Below are 18,900 nucleotides of genomic sequence, written 5' to 3'. Positions count from 1 at the left end.
AGCGGTGTCAACAGAAAAATATTATATTTTTTGATAATTTTTCCATAAACCCATTTCTGATGATGTTACTGCTGTAGCACCTGCTGCGAGCGCTTTATGCACTTCTTCAGAGGTTTTGACGAAACCGCCTGCAAAAATAGGTATTCCAGTTTTCTTTTTTACTTCTTGGATCAAACTAGGAACAAGACCTGGAAGTACCTCAATATAATCCGGTTTGTTTCTTGCAATCAGCTCTAAACTTTTCTCAAGTGCACTCGAATCAAGAAGAAACAGCCGCTGAATGGCATAAATACCCCGCTGCTTTGCTTTTGCAATCACGTTTGACCGGGTTGAAATTAATCCTGCCGGCTTTACTTCCTGGCAGATAAACTCTGCTGCATACTCATCATGCTTCAAGCCTTGAATTAAGTCGACATGAATGAGAATTTTCTTGTTCGAAGCATTTGCCAGTCTGACAATATTTCGAACCTGTCCGAGATGAGTATCAAGAAGAACTCCGTACTGATACGGACTTTCCAAAAATCGTTCAAACTGCTTCATATTGCGGATAGCAGGCAATATTTGCTGACCTTCAAAACTCATCGTCTGCACCTCCCACTTTAATTATTTATTATAAATGCTTAAATGGAATGTACTACATATATTCCTGTAAACTCAAGGTTTCTTTTTATCAAGAAAAGCGGAAAGGCCTTGATCAGCCCGATGGGCAGGTAAGTATCAAGTCAGGTTTTGACTTTTTTGGTGATCCGTTCTGACCGAGGAGTTGGGCGCTTCCGCTTGCAATCAAGTGCATTCCTATACCTTCAAAAAAAGAAGACAAAGATGAGTTATCTTTGCCCTAGTTCTTCCTATATCGAATTCCATAAACGTCATGTCTGCGGTCTTTCAGCTGTCTGACTGTTCCGGATTGACGCTGCCTGCGGAGTATTTCAAGATCCACATCTCCGATCACGACCATTTCAATGTTCGGATTGCACTCGCCAACTATGCCGTCTCTTGCAAATTCAAAATCAGACGGAGCAAAAATAGCGGATTGTGCGTATTGAATATCCATATTTTCTGTTTGCGGGAGATTTCCGACTGTACCTGAAATGACAGTATAGATCTGATTCTCCACGGCTCTCGCCTGTGAGCAATAGCGGACACGCAAGTAGCCCTGGCGATCTTCTGTACAAAATGGCGTGAATATAATTTTAGCCCCTTTTTCAGTAGCGATGCGCGCAAGCTCAGGGAATTCAATGTCATAGCAGATTTGAATGGCGACCTTGCCGCAGTCAGTATCAAAAACTTTGACATCATCCCCTCTGCTGATTCCCCACCATTTGCGTTCATTTGGAGTGATGTGAATTTTATATTGCTTTTCAATTGTGCCGTCTCTGCGGAAAAGGTAGGCAACGTTAAAAATTTTTCCGTTATCTTCCTCTACAAAGTGAGAACCGCCAACGATATTGACATTATATTTTACTGCAAGCTCTGTAAAAAGACTAATGTACTCTTCTGTATACTCAGTCAGTCTGCGGATCGCCCTGCTTGGTGATTTTTCATCAGAAAAGGACATCAGCTGAGTCGTAAGCAATTCCGGGAATACAGCAAAATCAGCAGATGCATCAGATGCAACGTCTGTATAATATTCCACCTGGTTCGCAAACTCTTCAAACGAGTTAATTTGTTTCATTTGATACTGCACAACACAAATACGCACCGGCAGAGCCGTTTTATAGAATCTTTTAGTGTTTGGCATGTAATCAACATTGTTCCACTCCATTAGAGTTGCGTATTTACCGGAAGCACGATCGTCAGGCAAATAGTTTGGATTAATTCTCATCAGCAAAAATCCGTTCAGCAGCTGAAACGAGAGTACAGGATCGTAGATTTTATGATGAATGACTTCCTGCACATACTGACGCGGAGACATTTCTTTTTCAAACTTATGATAATTCGGGATTCGACCCCCGATTATAATGCTTTTAAGATTCAGCCGTCTCGCAAGATCTTTTCTTGCCTCATAAAGCCTGTGGCCGATTTTCATCCGGCGGTACTCAGGATGTACCATCACTTCTATTCCATACATATTGTAGCCGTCAGGATTATGGTTTGATATATAGCCGTTATCCGTAATGTCATCCCAAGTGTGACGGTCATCATACTCATCAAAGTTAATGATCAGACTTGAGCATGAACCAATAATCTTTCCTTCAAATTCAGCACAGAACTGTCCTTCAGGGAAATGCTCCAAGTGACTTTCTAAATGTTCTCTTTCCCAAGGAACCATCCCTGGAAAACATAAAGCCTGCATGGCTAATATTTCATCTATGTCTTTCTCCTCAATATTTCTGATTATCATTTTTTTCTCGAATTTGGACAAATCAATTGTATCGGTCAAAACAATCGCTCCTTTATATAGTAACAGCAATTTATTCCCTAATTAGTCCGCTCCGAAACATATTCAGTTCCTTGACTCAATAAGCGAGATGACTTTTTCAAGATCCATTTCAGCCATCGACTCTAAACGATGATCAATGTCTTCAAACTCCAAATGACTGGTCACGCTGTTTGGAACGATGATGCAGAACATGCCTGCTTTTTTAGCAGCGAGTGCGCCATTTGCGGAATCTTCAAAGGCCAGACACTCGCTTGGTTCAACACCTAGGCATTTAGCTGCTTCTATATACAAGGCAGGATCTGGTTTAACGAATTCAACATGATTGGATGTGCGTATGCACTCAAAATAATCAATTAGATTCAAGCTTTCTAAGTACGAGGATACCCATTCATAGCTTGAACTTGATGCCAGGCCAATTTTCAGCCCCAATTCCTTTGCAGCCATTAAATAAGCCTCTACACCAGGTCTGGCAGCTTCAGCTGCTATTCTCTTTTCAAACTTCTCTTTTTGCAAGTGTGTTAAATGTTCATGATTGACTGATTTTCCGATTTGTTCTTCCAAGTACGCAAATGGATTGAAATCAGATGCGGTTCCTATCACTTTACCCCATACTGATATAGGCAATTCACTGCCCTGTTCTTTAAAAATTTCCTGGAGGACTTCATATTCGTGCGTTTCTGTATCAAGAATCAATCCGTCAAAATCAAAGATAATGGCTTTAATCATGAATCTTCCCCCCTGTCATTAATAAGAACATTATATAACGGAAAAAGAAAAGAAAGCACCTGCTTATACTTCGCAGGTGCCTCCCTTATTAGTGCTGCTCTGAAATATTAGTCAGTGCATGTCCTGCGGCTTCATTAGACATTTGATCAGTTGCAAGGTCACCCAGTGCAACATAGCCTACAAGCTGATTGTTTTCAACAATCGGCAAGCGGCGAATCTGATTTGACGCCATCAGCTGCGCTGCTTCTTCGCTGCTCATGTCAGGTGTTCCTGTCACAAGGTTTGAAGACATGACATCTGCCACTTTCGTATCATTAGACTTGCCTTGTGCTGTTGAACGGAGCGTGATGTCCCGGTCTGTGATGACGCCTTTTACCTGCCCCCCGTCCACAACAGGAATGGAACCAACATTTTTGCTGCTCATCAGTTCTGCAGCCTCCTGAATGCTTTGTGAGGAAGAAATCGTGACAAGATCTTTTGACATACTTTCTCTGATAGATGAATTCAACTTAAAACAGCTCCTTTCAGCTAATAGTATGTGCATTAATTCTGTCTTTTCTTTTAGAAAATGTGACCTTTACTCTCAATTAAATCCATGAATTTTTGCCGGTAATTTGAAGTTGGCATTCACCTTTCTTTTTCATTAAGAGGTGTAGAGGATAAACGTTTTGAAAGAAGAAAGCAGACTAAAATGGAGCGGCGTAACAGGATCCTTCATTTGAAACGATCATGTTTTCCTTTAATATGGATTGCTTCAGAACTGTACAAATTTGGAACATCAGACCGAAACAAAAAGACAAAAGAATATAGAAAAAGAAACATGAGCGGATCAGCATATCAGGGCCTTTTTTTTCAATTTCGGACCGTTTGAAAGTTTGGTTTTACAAGACTCTGATCGAGGACTATAATATGTAGTGTAAACTCATGAATGGAGAGGCGATAATGTGTCAGAGAAACTTAAAAAATACATAGAAAATCAATTATTTATTGCATGGGCGGCTTCATTCATCTCAATGCTTGGGAGCTTATACTTTTCAGAAATTATGGAATTCATCCCTTGTAATCTTTGCTGGTACCAGCGGATCTTAATGTATCCTCTTGTCGTCATTCTTGGCATTGCGATCTATAAGAAGGATTACCAAATTGCGTTTTATTCCATGATTTTATCTGCGATTGGCGGTTCGATTTCCATTTATCATTATGCGGTTCAAAAAATTGATTTTGTAGGCGAAAATTCAGCATCATGCGGCATTGTTCCCTGTACTGGAGAATACATCAACTGGCTTGGATTTATTACAATACCATTTCTGGCACTAATCGGATTTACAATTGTATTTGTGACAAGCTTAAATATTTACAGAAAAATGAAGGTAGGTCGTTAATATGAAGAAGCTCTTAATTTTTGCAGGTATTGTTATCGTGTTATTCGGCGGTTTGGCATTTGTAACAAATTATCAGCAAACAGAAAAAGCAGAAGGCAATCCATATGGCAAGGACAAGCTGAATCCTGCTACTGTTGACCAGCTTGAAGACCCAAATTATCAGAACATCATTCTTCCTGAAGAAGTAGATGAAAAAATGGATAAAAAAGAGGACTTTGTTGTTTATTACTTCAGTCCAACTTGTGAACACTGCAAAAGAACGACTCCTGAATTAATGCCTGCTGCAGAAGAAGCAGGGGTAGAAATCGGCCAATTCAACCTGCTTGAGTTTGAAGACGGCTGGCAGCAGTACGGAATCGAAGCTACTCCAACACTTGTCCGCTATCAAAACGGAAAAGAAGTCGATCGTGTAGAAGGCTATAATGATGGGGCTTATTTTAAGGATTTATTGAGTAATTGGAAATAAGCAAAGCGGAATCACCCATTTAGCCCCGGCAGACAGATACGGCTCTGACAGAAAAGTCCGGGTTCTAAATACAAAAAAAAGGGTACACGGCCGTGTACCCTTTTATTATACGATCCACTTATTTGCCGGCTTCCCGTACTTGCTGATTTGTTCAGCCTTCTCTTTTGAAGAAAGAAAATGATCAAATGTAAGGGGGAATTGATAGCCGTACTGCTTTAAGATAGTTATATTTCGGTCGTAAAGTTCCCTGTGTTCTTCTTCAGACCGCTGATCCAAATGATTAAGCAATGCTGTAAGGGCTTGAAGACTGGACATGATTTGAAAGGCTTCTTTTAGCGTGCCATTATACTGCATGTCTTCTGTTTGCGGCTTTAAAACGGCAAGTTCATCCAGCTGATCAATCGCTTCATCTGAAAAATACTGCGGGAAAATTTCTTCATACATAGTTTCAATCAGTTCTTCAATGTACTGCTCCTGCTCTTCGGTTGATGCAAAAACAATTCTCAAATTCATTCACCTCTTTAATGCGATCGGGCATTTATCTTACTGCTAGAATAACATAGCTCTAATGCCTGAAGGAGAGGTAAGTGTTTCCGTTTCTAGCTTGGACATCCAATTAGCATCTTTAGTATACTTGGTAGACTACTGATAGATAGGGGATTGCAATGAAAATCAAAGGAGAATGGATGGAATTTCCGGTTAAGAAAGAATGGGCAGGGATTTCCCTCCAGCAGTTTCTGAAAGAAAAACTGAATGCACCAAAAACGCTCATTCATAAATGGCGGATGGAACATGAAGTAAAAATAAATGACTCCCTTCCAAATTGGACGGCGCCATTAAATGAAAAAGACTCCATTATGATTCGTTTATTTCAAGATGAGGATCTTGATATCATCCCAGAATACATGGAGCTTGATTTATTATTTGAGGACGAGCATTTTTTAATCGTCAATAAACCTGCCGGAATGGATACACATCCAAATGAACCGGGCCAAACCGGCACACTTGCTAATGGAGTCGCCTTTCATTTACAGGTTCAGGGGATGACTAGAAAAATAAGACATATACACAGACTTGATCACGATACCTCAGGTGCAATCGTTTTTGCCAAACATGCCTTATCTCATGCTATCCTGGACCGCCTCCTTGAAGAACGGCTAATCAAAAGAACTTATACAGCCATCGTACAAGGGAAATTGAAGCAGAAAAAAGGAAAGATTGATCAGCCGATCGGAAAGGATCGGCATCATTCGACCCGTCGAAGAGTATCTCCCAGCGGTCAGCCTGCACTAACTCATTTTAAAACGGAAGATTACAATACTCGTTTTGATGTGTCACTTGTTAAACTGCAGCTGGAAACCGGCCGAACCCATCAGATTCGTGTCCATCTGAGCCACATTGGCTATCCGATTTCAGGGGATGACTTATATGGCGGGAACAAAAACTTGATAAACCGCCAAGCTCTGCACGCTTCAGAAATAACAGTTATGCATCCTTTTACAGCTGAAAAAGTGTCAGTAAGCGCGGATTTCCCAGAAGATATGAAAAAATTAATGATGAAGCTGCAATTTTAAGAGATCACATTTTGGGGTTTGTGCAAATACTTTCCAAATCACCGGTTTTACTTGCAGGAAAAAGACATTTACTTGCTTAAACTTCTGATTTATTTGCCAAAAAGAGCCTTTTACTTTCTTTTTTCCAGTTTCCTCCTAAAACAAGAAAATGCCCCATAATTTCTGGGGCATTCTTTTATAATCTCTTATTAAATACATGACTGACGCGGTCAAAGCCCATCTTCTCTTCATAAAAACGATGCGCATCAATCCGCTGATTGCCTGAGCTTAATGTAATCATGCCGCAGCCGGCTTCTTTAGCAAGTTCTTCAACGCAGTTTAACAGCTTTTCCCCAAACCCGCTTGATCGAGATGCTCCATCTGTGACTAAATCATATACATAAATGTGCTTTTCGTTATAGAAATTTGTAAGCTCGATGATACCTGCTAATGCCTTAACCTGTTCATTTTCAAATAGGCCTATTAAACGGTATCCCTGCTTCCTCATCGGCTCGAGCAAATGAAGATACTCTTCCTCGCTGAGATTTGTGCGCAATTGAGACATAACTGGATAAGCTTTCTTAAAGTTATCTTCCTCTTTAATCTCCCGAATAGCAATCATGATAAACCTCCGCTAATTTACTTTTTCCGCATAAATAATGTAGCGCTCGGGCGCATTGCCGACAAAACTGAAAGGGTAGCACGTTGTTAAAATGAGCTCTTCTTTTTCATTTTGAAGCGTGATAATGCTCATGTCGTCTGCATCGACAATTTTAGCGGACTTTATTTTGTATTCAAATTCGCCATATGGCAGCAGAATTTTTAATGAATCGCCAATTATCAGATCTCCCGCTTTACGGAACACTGTATCTCTGTGCCCTGACAGCACGATCTGGCCGTTTTCATTCGGATAGTAGCTCCCCTTGTAATGCCCTACTCCTTTTTCCAGGTCATCCGGATCTGTTCCTTCCACAATCGGCAGCTCTGCATTTAAGCGGTCAATTTTAAGAATACCGACAGCATCCCCAATCTCCGGTTCATACCTTTTCTCTTGTGATGGAGAAGGCATTTTCTTTTCCTCTGATGACCTGATCGCAGCTTGTGCGTCTGCCAATGACTGATTTGTTTTTACATTTGTCTCAACAATCTGCCATACACCATATCCCGTAAAAAGAAGGCCTCCAATAATTAATAAGAGTGAAAAGGTTTTGAATATATTCATGGAATCGGCACTTCCCCTTTGTCCGCGCATTTAATCAATCTGATTATATCAAATATGTCTAAACTGCACATCAGAATTTTCCAAATAAATGGACTGGATTAAGGGTCAGGAGCTTGATTTGGATGCTGTAAATTTTTTGCTAATAAACAAGAAAAAACAGGCTATCCGCATTGGACAGCCTGTCTCACTTATTAATTAAAAATCAAAATTATCCGGATCCGGACCTACACGCTCGTCGTGGTTTAAACCATCAATGCGTTCCATCTCTTCTTGTGATAATTCAAAATCAAAGATCGATGCATTGTCATAAATGCGGTGTTCTTTAACAGACTTTGGAATCGTGACAACTTCGTTCTGCAGATCCCATCGCAAAATGACTTGGGCAACAGATTTACCGTGCTTTTCAGCAATTTCAGTTAACGTTTCATCATCAAGAAGTTTTCCCTGCATAAGCGGTGACCAGGCTTCAAGCTGAATGCTGTGCTGCCTGCAGAATGCCTGAAGTTCTTTCTGAGTTAAACGAGGGTGGTATTCCACCTGATTAACCATCGGTACAATCTCAGCATCCTTGATCACATCTTCTAGATGGTGAATCTGGAAGTTGCTTACGCCAATTGCTTTTATTTTTCCTTCTTTATAAAGCGTTTCAAGCGCTCTCCATGTATCTTTATACTTTCCTTTTACAGGCCAGTGAACAAGATATAAATCTAAGTATTCCAAGCCAAGCTTTTTCATGCTTTCATCAAATGCTTTTAAAGTGGATTCATATCCTTGATCTGCGTTCCACACTTTTGTTGTGATAAATAATTCTTCACGGGGAACGCCGCTTTCTTTAATCCCTTGTCCTACGCCTTCTTCATTTCCATAGACAGCAGCAGTATCAATGCTTTTGTAGCCTGCTTTAATTGCCCATTTCACTGAATTGACAACCTCGGCTCCATCTTCTACTTTAAATACTCCAAGTCCAAACCAAGGCATTTTCACGCCATTATGTAATAATGTTGAATCCTGCAGATTTTTTGCCATGATATCATTCCCCTTTCAGCTTTTATCTTCATTATCTGATAAACTTCTGCAAAATCCAAAAAATATGACTCATATTTTCTATTTCCACCTTCTTTTTGCTAAAATGGAAGAAGATTGTTATGTGAAAGGGTGCGGTTTGTGCAATGGAAACGAAAGAACAGCTCCTCAGTCATTTAAAAGAGATTGAAAAATGGGAAGATGACCAAAAAGGGTTATTTTTCTGGGAGAAAATCGGCCGGATTCCCTTTAAATTATTAGATAAGCTGACACCTTCTTTTATTCAAAAGAAAATCGGTGTTCTGCTTGATGAACTGGGAAGCTTCATTCAAAGCGGCGGCAAGTATTTAACACAAAAAAACGGCATTCTGAAAAAAGTCCAGCTGCTCATTCCGGATGAGACGGTAAACACCATAGATGATATGAAAAAAGTGCCTTTAAAAGTCATGAACCTCGTAAGCGGGGATCTGAGAACAAACCGGGGAAATGTTGCCACTGTGCAGGGTGCGACAACCGGATTTGGAGGAATTTTCACTCTTGCCGTTGACATTCCTGTCCTGCTCGGACTTTCTTTAAAAACGCTCCAGGAAATCTCGGTTGCTTATGGCTATGATCCTGAAGACAAGGAAGAGAGGATATTCATCGTAAAGTGCCTTCAATTTGCTTCAGCAGATATTGTCGGCAAACAAGCGATCCTAAACGAACTATCGGGATATTATAACCGCAGCATGGAGCCTGCCGAAATGATGTCAAAACTTCAGGGATGGCGCGAGGTTGTTTATACATACCGCGACCAATTTGGACTGAAAAAATTGCTGCAGATGGTGCCGGTTGCCGGCATGCTGTTCGGGGCATATACAAATCGTTCGATGGTTAAGGATATTGCTGAAACAGGAATTATGTTATATCAGAAAAGAAGAATTCTTGAAAGGCTGGAGTCTGATCAAGCGTTGATAATAGAAGAAAAAGGAACTCAGCGCTGAGCTAATTAAAAAACTAAGGTATTTTTAGCCATCACTTGCCAGTCTTCTATGAAAGAAAACAGAAAAAACCCAAGTATAGTTAGGCATAAACACAAACTTTATAGTTTATGTCACATCAAACTAAGGCTATACCTGGGTTTTTACCTATACTCCACGCTTGGCAGTATGCTTAAGATGGTGACAATAATATTGCCATCGCCCCATTTTATAAGATCAAAGTGCCTTATATTACATCATAATTAAGGAAACTATACGCCAAAACCCTTCCTTCAAAGCCCCGGTAATTTCAAGATCAATTTCTCTTCCCAGTGCTCCTCCGTCTAAGTCAAAGGTAATCCATTTAAATTGACCAGGAGTCAGTTCTTCTCCAGATTCACCCAGAAGATTGCTCTCCGATCTTATGATTGTATTTCCAGAAGAAAAAGTAGCATCTCCTGTCAGTATAGATGTTTTATGAATCCCTGCAGGCACCTTAAGTCTAAGAATGGTTGTTCCGTTGCGAGATAAGGTAAAATCACGCTGCAGTTCATCTAGCTTATTTCTGTCTCTAAATTCCGGCACAGTTCCGATCCATCCATACCCTTTGGCCTCATCCCATTTATCATCAGGAGAAAGTCTGGCATAAGACGGAAGAATTGGACTTGAAGTACCTCCTGAATCGAGCGCGAGTACAAGCTCGTCACTTGATGGAACTGAGACAGCATATAACTCTCTGGCGACTCCATAAATAGGTGTTTTGCCAGCTTTTATATCTAAGCTAAGTTTTTCCGCAACCGGCATGCGGGGAGGAGGTGTTACCATGAACTCCACTGTTGTCGTACTGCCCGGTTCAAGGACGATATTTTTGAACTCGCACTTCCATTCTTTTGCAACCTTTATGCCCACCTTTACCTTAACTGCTTTTTCTGTCCCGTTGCTAAGGTCAACTAAAACAGGGTTTGGTTTTCCCGAGAACATTGTTTTCGCAACAATATTGGATACATCGATTCCACCGATGCGGATGGCCCCAGGTTTTCCATTCTTTACAAGAAAAGATGCCAGGGAGCTAGCGGCAGCATTTGGATCACTAGCTGAAGAAACAGCACGATAATCGCTTTGCCAAGATTTATGTGTGACATGGAAACGTACATATCCACGATAGTCACCGTCAAAGAACTTTACATGCTGATTTACGGATAGCGCCTCTTCTACCTTGTCCTTCCAGCCACAACCAGAACTGATTGACGTTCCAATAAACTCAGTTGCCAGTGTTTCGGACTTAGGATTGTTAAAGTCCTCCTTTAGATCATTGACCCAGCTTGAATGCCAATCGCCGCCTAAAACAACCGGGTTGGATGGCCGGCGTCTTTTAATGAATTCAAAAAGACGGTCCCGATCAGCGGAATACCCATCCCACTGGTCATGATTTACACTGATGCCATCGCCTGTGTCATAGTCATATTGTGCCATCATCGTTTGCTGCGCTAACACATTCCATTTTGCACGCGAACGACTGAGGTTATTGATTAGCCAGGCTCCTTGCTCAGAACCCATGATTGTTCGTTCTGGATTCGAAGCTTCTGGATCAAGCGGTCCTCCCGGGAATCCTGTCCCGACTTGATTATCCCGATACTGTCTTGTGTCCAAAACACTAAACTCTGCAAGATCTCCAAAGGTAAATTTACGGTAAAGAAGCATATCAGGGCCGTTTGGCTTCGAACGGCGTCTAAGCGGCATGTGCTCATAATACGCCTGGAATGCTGCCGCACGAATTGCCAGAAAACGCTCACGCTCCCCTTCCGGAAAATTCGGATCCGAAATATCATTCGCCCAATCGTTGTCAACCTCATGATCGTCAAACGTCACGATAAACGGAAAGGCTAGATGAGCTTCCTGCAAATCTTGTGATGTTTTGTATTGAGCATGAAGAAGGCGATAATCTGTCAGCGTTTCTGTATTGCCTTTTTCGTAGATATAGTCTCCTAGGTGGAAAACAACATCTAAATCCTCTTGTGCCATATTTTTATAAGCTGCAAAGCGGCCACCTGTCCAGGATTGGCATGAAGCGATTGCAAACGAGAGACTCTTCAGATGGTCTCCCTCTTCAGGAGCAGTCTTCGTCCGGCCAATTGGACTGAGTTCTGTTCCGGCCTTGAAACGATAATAATACTCTCTCCATGGTTTCAAACCAAAGACTTCTGCATGCACTGAATGACCTAACTCTGGGCCTGCAACTTCTTTACCGCTTCGAACAACCTTTTTGAACTGCTCGTCTTCTGCAATCTCCCATTCGACCGGGACGTACCGATTGTCCATTCCTCCGTTTCCGTCCTCTGCCAGCGGGTTTGGAGCAAGTCTTGTCCATAAAACAACACTGTCTGACAATGGATCACCAGAGGCAACGCCAAGAGTGAATGGGTAAGCAGAAAAAATTGGTGCCTCCTCTGCTTGAACCGATTTGATTGCAGGCAGCGAGAAGCCGAGTGCTGTAAAGGCAGCTGTTTTTCCAGTGGATTCTAGAAAGCTTCGGCGTGTCATTTTTTTAGAGTTAAAATCCTTTAACCAATTTTCGTATTTCAACTGTATCTCTCCCATTTGATCGTTTTTAAAGGTAAGGACATTGCTAGATCACTAATTTTCCGATATATACCTGCTGCAAACTTTAATTGCATCCCCAGATTCTAAGCTGAACGTGAGGAACTAGAACTAAAATGTTTGAAATCAAATTAGGCGGAGTAATAGAACAGGCGTTACTGTTATGTAAAAATAGGTCAAGAACAACCATCAGACGCTTTCTCAACTCTTCTAAGTGAGCAATTTGTTCTATCTCATTATCGTTCATACTACGGCACCTCTACCCTGGAACCTAATAGATTACTAGACTTGTTTTCGATAATCTTATTTTTGATCCTTATTCGTCTCTTTGTCCGTACTCATAAGATCTTTTGTTGCATTCTTAAATTCCTTCAGTGTACTTCCAGCAGCTCTTCCAAGTTCAGGAAGCTTTGAGGGGCCAAAAATGATAAGGGCTAGAATGATGATTAAAATTAATCCAGGAATTCCAATGTTGCCAAAAGGCATGTTTTTCCCTCCTAATTAAACTGATATTTTATAAGCTTAGCAACAAAAAACCCAAGTATAGTCAGTCCTAATAAAACATACGGTTATATGTTTAATAGAACTAGTAACTATACCTGGGTTTTCTCCATATACTCCACCCTGGGGTATGTTAAGTGTGCAGTTGTTGTTGCTTATAAGGATATTTTGACATAGCATTGTAAATTTTATATAAGCTTTACGTTAAGAATTATTGATTTTACCTATCAACAATTCAATCTTAAGACTCATTTATTAAAATAGAATTTTTTTATGTGTTTTTTTCATTTTTATTTAAATAAAAAGTTCATTCTAATAGTTTTTATAGTCCAGGTCCCATAACTCAGGTGCTCCAACGGCTACTCCGTGTGCTCCAGCATCTACTGCCTCTCTTATTTCATTTGGATGTTTGATTAATCCCGCTGTAATAATAGGGCAATCAATTTTTTCATAAAATTCTCGAATCACTCGCGGCATTAATCCCGGCATAATTTCAATTGCATCGGGGTTTATAGTAGAAATATTTCGTATACCATTTTCATAAGCTTGTGTATCTATCATAAATAAATGCTGGACGGTTAGTAATCCCTCTTTTTTAGCTGCTTGAATCAACTGATTTTTTGTTGAAACAATTCCATCTGGCTTCACTTTTTTTGACAAATACTTTATTCCTTCACGGTCATTGGCTATCCCTTTTATAAGATCAACATGCAAAAAAATAGATTTGTTGTTTTTTCTGCTTTCCTCCACACAGTGTTCAACTGTAAAAATATCACCGGACATTAAAAATATCGTTTCTACAGGTGAAAGAACCGCTTTTTCAATTAAGGAGACATCACGTACAGCAGCTATAATAGGATTATTTTTTACAAGGATTTTTTTCTCCATTAATTCACCTCCAGATATTTAGTTTTATCATTTCTTTATTAATCGTTAAGTTAATTTTTGTAAAGGATTATTAAGATTTAAATTCATTTTATAATTAATACAGATAAAATAAGGGTTCTCTTTTAACGCCGCTGTGTAAGCTGGGCAAATTGCAATAGGAACTCTTTTGCTAATGACAATAGGGAAAAGGGAAATAGGGTTTATATCAATATAGGTCTGACTATTTTTATGGAAAAGAGCAACTGCCCTCTGTATGGAGGACAAGGTTGAATACATCGGAGTAATTTCTTGAAAACGCTTTACCAGTGTGTCACAATCAATAAGGGATACATAACCGAATTTTCAATTTATTGACTACCATTGCCGAAGAAAAGTTCAAACGAATTATATGAAATTACACAGTTACATTAGGGAGGATCTATCATGAGGACTATGAAACTTGGAAAAAGTACTTTAGAGGTGCCTGTTGTTTCAGTGGGCTGTATGCGCATTAATTCTCTGGAAAAGGCCGAGGCTGAACACTTTGTGCAATCAGCACTTGAATTAGGTGCAAATTTCTTCGACCATGCTGATATTTATGGGGGTGGAACATGCGAGGAAATATTTGCTGAAGCCATCCATATGAACGATGATATTCGTGAAAAGATTGTTTTGCAATCTAAGTGCGGTATTCGAGAAGGAATGTTCGACTTTTCAAAAGAACATATTTTAGAATCAGTTGACCGAAGCTTAAAGAGATTGAATACAGATTACCTGGATATTCTGCTTCTGCACCGTCCGGATACGTTGGTAGAACCAGAAGAAGTAGCAGAAGCTTTCGATATTCTTGAAAGTTCTGGAAAAGTTCGTCACTTTGGTGTTTCCAATCAGAATCCAATGCAGATCGAATTACTTAAGAAGTCGGTGAAGCAAACAATCGTCGCTAATCAACTTCAATTAAGTATTACCAATGCAAATATGATTTCTAATGGATTTAATGTGAACATGGTTAATGATTCTGCTGTGAACAGAGATGGCAGCATACTTGATTATTGCAGACTGAACGATATTACCATTCAGCCATGGTCCCCTTTCCAATTCGGATTCTTTGAGGGAGTTTTCCTGGGTAACGACAAGTTTCCTGAATTGAATCAAAAGATTGATGAAGTCGCGAACAAATATGAAGTAAGCAGCTCAACCATCGCTATCGCGTGGTTATTGCGACATCCAGCAAACATGCAGCCGGTTATCGGCACGATGAATGAAGGCCGTTTAAAGGATTGCTGTAAGGCAAGTGATATCCGTCTTACTCGCGAGGAGTGGTATGGCATTTATCGTGCTGCAGGTAATGTACTGCCTTAATCAGTTGAACAACCATAGAGTATTTCTTGATTCACTAATTGGTTGATTCGCTGTATTATTTTGTAGCTCCCTTTAGTAAAAAAAAATGATATACCTAAATCCCAATTTCTCAATTTTAATGCTGAGGAATTGGGATTTTTCGTTACACCAAAAATCACTTAACATAAACAACCTTCATTTTTAAAAGAATTTTGTTTTGGAAATCCTCTTTTTGTTATAGTTCTTTTTTATTTGAAGCTGAAAAAATATTCCAAGGTGAAATTTGTTGGTTTTCTGAGATGTGCTCTAATTTATTAAATGCAAAGCCCTCCTTGTGACTGCAAATATTTTCTTATTTTCAGAGCTGAATTAATGTTTATATTTTTGTTGACATTTTATGTAATTCATTTTATTCTTTTGTTGAATGAACTGTTCATTCATTCTTCGGGGCTAATTTATCATTACAAGCTAATTTATTATTAATGCTTTTGTAATGAATATATTAATGGGGGCGATAAAGATGATCAAAACAGGGGAAACATTAAAAAAAGGCAAGTGGGAAAGAGCGATTGTAATTGGTGGAGGAATGGCTGGATTACTCTCTTCAAGAGTACTTTCTGATTATTATGCAGAAGTGCTTATCATAGAAAAAGATGATCTGCCTGTAAAACCCGATATTCGCGCAGGCACTCCTCAAGCTTTTCACCCACATCGATTTACACCTCGAGGTAAAATGATAATGGAACGATTCTTCACTGGATTTAATGATGAATTACTGACTTGCGGCGCTCCATCCACACAAAATAAAATGATTCACCAGACCAATCAATATGGATCCCTTGTAATGCCCAACACAGAAAATGATGCAACATTCAGCAGAGCTCTGCTTGAGTGGGTATGTCGTCAGCGAGTAAAAGGGATTTCAAATGTTCAATTTCTTACAAAAGTTGACGTAATCGGCTTGCTAATGACATCAGATCAAACCGTTGTAACAGGGGTCCATGTGCGAGAACGAGAACAACTAGATCAGCAGAAAACACTGATGGCAGACTTAGTAATTGATACTAGCGGCCGTTCATCTAAATTGGGAAAATGGCTGCAGCACCTCGGATTTGATGTACCAAATCCTGATATCCTCAAAGTCTCGCTTGGTTACAGCACTCGCCATTATAAGATTCCCTCTCATTTGTCAGTAAAGTGGGATGTCATTCGAATTGCTGGAGATCCCTCCAATAAGACTTTAACTGGGGTATTTTCCATAATTGAGAATAACATAGCTGAAACAGTACTTTATAGTCTTGGCGGGCATTATCCAACGACGAATGCCGCTGAATATGAAAGAGAGGTTGCCCAGCTGGCCGATCCATTAATAGCAGAAGTGCTGCAAGAGCTTGAACCAATTACAGCTCCTAGAGGTTATAGAGTAAATGAATTAGTCCGTCATCACTTTGAAGAAATGGAGCGATGGCCATCCGGATTGTTGGTTTTAGGAGATGCTTACTGCAATTTTGATCCGATTTTTGGCCAAGGAATTACAATGGCTGCAATAGAAGCAGAAATGTTAGAATCCTGCTTGCGTGAACAGCGGAATCATCCCTTGCCTTATTTTGAACGCAACATACTCCAAAAAGTGAATGAAATTGTTGAACCTGCCTGGTGGTTGAATTGTGCTGCTGATCTGCCGTGGCAAGGAGTAACATATGCAGGCAAACCGCTTAAAGGGATTGAATTTGCCCAAAAATACTTTGCATTGTATATTAAACATGCCACTGCCAAACGTAATTTTGAACGATATGGTTTGTATTGGGCGGTGAATACTTTACTTTTACCACTAAATAAAATAATAAATTCGCAAATGTTAGCTGCCATTCTTGCTTCTGAAGAAACATCTTCCGAAAGTAAAGAATTGCACTCTGAACTCTCAATGGCAAGTGGTCAGACACTTGATGAACAATTGTTTCAGATTATACCAACCTTTCCCTCAACAGCTTATGAATATTTGAATGCAAATAATAATGAAATGAATCTAGGAGTGAAACATCATTGCACCTTTAAACGAAGAACAGCTGCAGCAAATTCGTGATGAACGAAAAGAACAAATTATAGAAGCAGCCCTCAAGGTCTTTGCCCGAAGAGGAATTATTGGCACGAAAATGAGCATGATCGCTAGTGAAGCTGGAATAAGTGCCGGGCTTCTCTACCGCTATTTTAAATCCAAAGACGAACTATTTACTACACTCGTTCAGCAAGCAATAGACGAATCAATTACCGGAATCAAGAGCATCTATCAACTGCCTGGGTCCCCATTAGATAAAATAAAAACGTTAACCGCTGAGATACTCAATGAAGGTTCCCAGCTTTATTTCATGCTGATGCATCACGCTCGGACGTCAGATGAAGTACCAATAACCGCCAAAAAGATTATTGAGGAGAATACAATGAAGACTTACATCGACATATTGGAACCCCTATTCATTGAAGGACAGAAGAAGGGGGAACTTGTAGAAGATAATCCTAGTGAACTGATATCATGCTATTTATCCCTTCTTTCCGGGCTAATGACGTTGAATATTCAGGGAGATGAAAATTATCAGATGCCAAAAGTCGATTTATTATTGAGATTTGTAGTGAGGCCTTCTTAACAGCGAGGAGCGCAATTCCCCAGTCCTTCGGCGACAATTGTCGTTTTTCGGAGTTATAGAAGGTTATTTTCATGGTACAGAATAAACGTTCATTTTTAATTAACAAAAAAATCGCTGAAAATATTTCAGCCATTCATAATAATTTTTAATAATTTACTTGAGAAAAAATCAAATAAAATCATACTCCTGTATTAATTCTTGGTGTTTAGTTTCTGAATGATAACCCATTTTCCTTCAAAGCAGTCCTAAGTTTAGGCAAAGAAGCTGGTCCCATACCATGCAATTGCAAAATCTCTTTTTCACTGCATTTTGATAGCTCCTGCAAAGAACTGATCCCATTGTTTTCCAATGCTCGTCTTGCTGGTGCCGAGAGCAAGGAAAGAAATCCATTAGCAGGTTTACGTTCTTGCTCACAAATCGGACAGGTTGGACAATCGCTGCTTTTATAATATTTGTGCCCTTTATTACAAGTCCTTAAATTTTTTTGTGAAGTTGTCATTATAAGATGTCTCCTTTTCTTATGTAATTATTTATTTTCCTTTCACCACATGACTTTTTCAGTATTTTGATGCTTGTTTCGCTATCTCCTTATTCCGTAATCTTTTTAATGGAATAACTTATATTTCCATATTAGCATAAATGTCCAATTACCTGCCTCAAATATATAAACGAAAAAGCCCGCCATTTAAACTGCTAGATGGCGGGCAACCTGCATTGCGATATACTGTTTTTCACTCTGTACAGAACTGATAAAGCACTGAGTTCCTTTTGTTATTTTTAGAAGAATAATGCATCAAGTGAATAAGCACCTGCACCTGTTAAAGCTACACCAATTGCAACAGCAAGCAAAGTCAGGTTGAATTCATAGCCATTTTGAGCAGCCCAGAAGCCGTTTGGTCCATGAACTTTAACAATCGCAATAAGCATTGTGCCAGCTAATGCAGCTCCTGCAAGCGGGGTAAGGAATCCTGCTGCAAAAAATGCTCCGCCGGCAAACTCAGCAAGGCCGGCAAGTACCGCCATTGCAACTCCAGGTTTAATTCCAATTGATTCAAAGAAACCCCCTGTGCCTTTAATGCCGTGACCTCCAAATGAACCAAACAGTTTTTGTGCTCCATGAGCCATGAACGAAAGTCCAATCACTAAACGAATAAGTAAAAGTCCTAAATCTAATAACATCCTGATCATCCTTCTTTCAATTATTTTTAATTCGAGATATATTCTTAAAAAAATTTAC

The 18,900-nt window shown here is 39.8% G+C and carries 20 protein-coding genes; 7 read left to right on the top strand and 13 right to left on the bottom strand.

All coding sequences use genetic code 11. The features are described from left to right. Positions 1-21: 21 nt before the first annotated feature. The 4 genes from QLQ22_RS04050 to QLQ22_RS04035 all read right to left on the bottom strand — a co-directional run bounded on the left by QLQ22_RS04050 (position 22) and on the right by QLQ22_RS04035 (position 3,593). Positions 22-582, bottom strand: coding sequence for a glycerol-3-phosphate responsive antiterminator (locus QLQ22_RS04050; RefSeq protein WP_284016045.1), 561 nt, complete (start codon positions 580-582; stop codon positions 22-24). A 256-nt stretch (positions 583-838) separates the two neighbouring features. Beyond that, positions 839-2,344, bottom strand: coding sequence for a GNAT family N-acetyltransferase (locus QLQ22_RS04045; protein ID WP_420828857.1), 1,506 nt, complete (start codon positions 2,342-2,344; stop codon positions 839-841). A gap of 102 nt (positions 2,345-2,446) precedes the next feature. After that, entirely contained in the window at positions 2,447-3,109 is a 663-nt protein-coding gene (locus QLQ22_RS04040) for an HAD family hydrolase (protein WP_252208063.1), read from the bottom strand. Positions 3,110-3,197: 88 nt separating this feature from the next. After that, positions 3,198-3,593 carry a CBS domain-containing protein gene (locus QLQ22_RS04035; RefSeq protein ID WP_223443143.1) on the bottom strand — a complete coding sequence of 132 codons (396 nt, stop codon included), beginning with the start codon at positions 3,591-3,593 and terminating at the stop codon, positions 3,198-3,200. A gap of 460 nt (positions 3,594-4,053) precedes the next feature. Here QLQ22_RS04035 and QLQ22_RS04030 point away from each other — a divergent pair, with 460 nt between their 5' ends. Together QLQ22_RS04030 and QLQ22_RS04025 are read left to right on the top strand one after the other, a co-directional pair. Continuing rightward, a complete protein-coding gene (locus tag QLQ22_RS04030) occupies positions 4,054-4,491 on the top strand; it encodes a disulfide oxidoreductase (RefSeq protein WP_223439907.1) in 438 nt (145 codons plus the stop codon). Position 4,492: 1 nt separating this feature from the next. Next, complete coding sequence (locus QLQ22_RS04025) at positions 4,493-4,957, top strand: thioredoxin family protein (RefSeq protein ID WP_223439905.1); 465 nt, start codon at positions 4,493-4,495, stop codon at positions 4,955-4,957. Positions 4,958-5,062: 105 nt separating this feature from the next. On the opposite strand, the gene QLQ22_RS04020 is transcribed toward QLQ22_RS04025, so the two are convergent. After that, entirely contained in the window at positions 5,063-5,464 is a 402-nt protein-coding gene (locus QLQ22_RS04020) for a DUF5365 family protein (protein WP_223439903.1), read from the bottom strand. Positions 5,465-5,622: 158 nt separating this feature from the next. On the opposite strand from QLQ22_RS04020, the gene QLQ22_RS04015 reads away from it, so the two are divergent. Beyond that, on the top strand, positions 5,623-6,531 hold the full coding sequence (locus QLQ22_RS04015) for an RluA family pseudouridine synthase (protein WP_223439901.1): 909 nt from the start codon (positions 5,623-5,625) through the stop codon (positions 6,529-6,531). Positions 6,532-6,706: 175 nt separating this feature from the next. Here the strand turns inward: QLQ22_RS04015 and QLQ22_RS04010 are convergent, their stop codons facing one another. The 3 genes from QLQ22_RS04010 to QLQ22_RS04000 form a co-directional block, all read right to left on the bottom strand. After that, complete coding sequence (locus tag QLQ22_RS04010) at positions 6,707-7,132, bottom strand: GNAT family N-acetyltransferase (protein WP_284016044.1); 426 nt, start codon at positions 7,130-7,132, stop codon at positions 6,707-6,709. Between the two features lie 12 nt (positions 7,133-7,144). Further along, positions 7,145-7,732: a class D sortase gene (locus QLQ22_RS04005; RefSeq protein WP_284016043.1), complete on the bottom strand. Its 588-nt coding sequence runs from the start codon at positions 7,730-7,732 to the stop codon at positions 7,145-7,147. A gap of 195 nt (positions 7,733-7,927) precedes the next feature. Next, a complete protein-coding gene (locus tag QLQ22_RS04000) occupies positions 7,928-8,758 on the bottom strand; it encodes an aldo/keto reductase (protein WP_284016042.1) in 831 nt (276 codons plus the stop codon). Between the two features lie 143 nt (positions 8,759-8,901). Here QLQ22_RS04000 and QLQ22_RS03995 point away from each other — a divergent pair, with 143 nt between their 5' ends. Continuing rightward, on the top strand, positions 8,902-9,738 hold the full coding sequence (locus QLQ22_RS03995; RefSeq protein ID WP_223439893.1) for an EcsC family protein: 837 nt from the start codon (positions 8,902-8,904) through the stop codon (positions 9,736-9,738). Positions 9,739-9,966: 228 nt separating this feature from the next. Here the strand turns inward: QLQ22_RS03995 and QLQ22_RS03990 are convergent, their stop codons facing one another. The 3 genes from QLQ22_RS03990 to QLQ22_RS03980 all read right to left on the bottom strand — a co-directional run bounded on the left by QLQ22_RS03990 (position 9,967) and on the right by QLQ22_RS03980 (position 13,701). Further along, positions 9,967-12,297, bottom strand: coding sequence for an alkaline phosphatase D family protein (locus QLQ22_RS03990; RefSeq protein WP_284016041.1), 2,331 nt, complete (start codon positions 12,295-12,297; stop codon positions 9,967-9,969). 318 nt (positions 12,298-12,615) lie between these two features. Continuing rightward, entirely contained in the window at positions 12,616-12,798 is a 183-nt protein-coding gene (gene tatA, locus QLQ22_RS03985; protein ID WP_223439887.1) for a twin-arginine translocase TatA/TatE family subunit, read from the bottom strand. 327 nt (positions 12,799-13,125) lie between these two features. Then, the gene (locus QLQ22_RS03980) at positions 13,126-13,701 is read right to left on the bottom strand and encodes a glycerol-3-phosphate responsive antiterminator (RefSeq protein ID WP_223439885.1); all 576 of its coding nucleotides are present in this window, start codon (positions 13,699-13,701) and stop codon (positions 13,126-13,128) included. Positions 13,702-14,124: 423 nt separating this feature from the next. Here QLQ22_RS03980 and QLQ22_RS03975 point away from each other — a divergent pair, with 423 nt between their 5' ends. From QLQ22_RS03975 to QLQ22_RS03965, 3 genes are all read left to right on the top strand, one after another. Further along, positions 14,125-15,042, top strand: coding sequence for an aldo/keto reductase (locus tag QLQ22_RS03975; protein ID WP_223439883.1), 918 nt, complete (start codon positions 14,125-14,127; stop codon positions 15,040-15,042). 499 nt (positions 15,043-15,541) lie between these two features. After that, a complete protein-coding gene (locus tag QLQ22_RS03970) occupies positions 15,542-17,104 on the top strand; it encodes an FAD-dependent oxidoreductase (protein WP_284016040.1) in 1,563 nt (520 codons plus the stop codon). After that, positions 17,064-17,663, top strand: coding sequence for a TetR/AcrR family transcriptional regulator (locus QLQ22_RS03965; RefSeq protein ID WP_223443140.1), 600 nt, complete (start codon positions 17,064-17,066; stop codon positions 17,661-17,663). Before QLQ22_RS03970 ends, QLQ22_RS03965 begins: the two co-directional genes overlap by 41 nt. 205 nt (positions 17,664-17,868) lie before the next feature. Here QLQ22_RS03965 and QLQ22_RS03960 read toward each other — a convergent pair whose 3' ends face one another. Next, the gene (locus QLQ22_RS03960; protein WP_223439879.1) at positions 17,869-18,162 is read right to left on the bottom strand and encodes an RNA polymerase alpha subunit C-terminal domain-containing protein; all 294 of its coding nucleotides are present in this window, start codon (positions 18,160-18,162) and stop codon (positions 17,869-17,871) included. Between the two features lie 278 nt (positions 18,163-18,440). Further along, the gene (locus QLQ22_RS03955) at positions 18,441-18,842 is read right to left on the bottom strand and encodes a DoxX family protein (protein ID WP_223439877.1); all 402 of its coding nucleotides are present in this window, start codon (positions 18,840-18,842) and stop codon (positions 18,441-18,443) included. Positions 18,843-18,900: the final 58 nt, after the last annotated feature.

This window comes from Metabacillus hrfriensis (assembly GCF_030127205.1).
GTDB lineage: Bacteria > Bacillota > Bacilli > Bacillales > Bacillaceae > Bacillus_P > Bacillus_P dongyingensis.
Note: the sequence above shows the minus strand (reverse complement) of the source record. Positions and strands in the feature narration are given on the sequence as shown.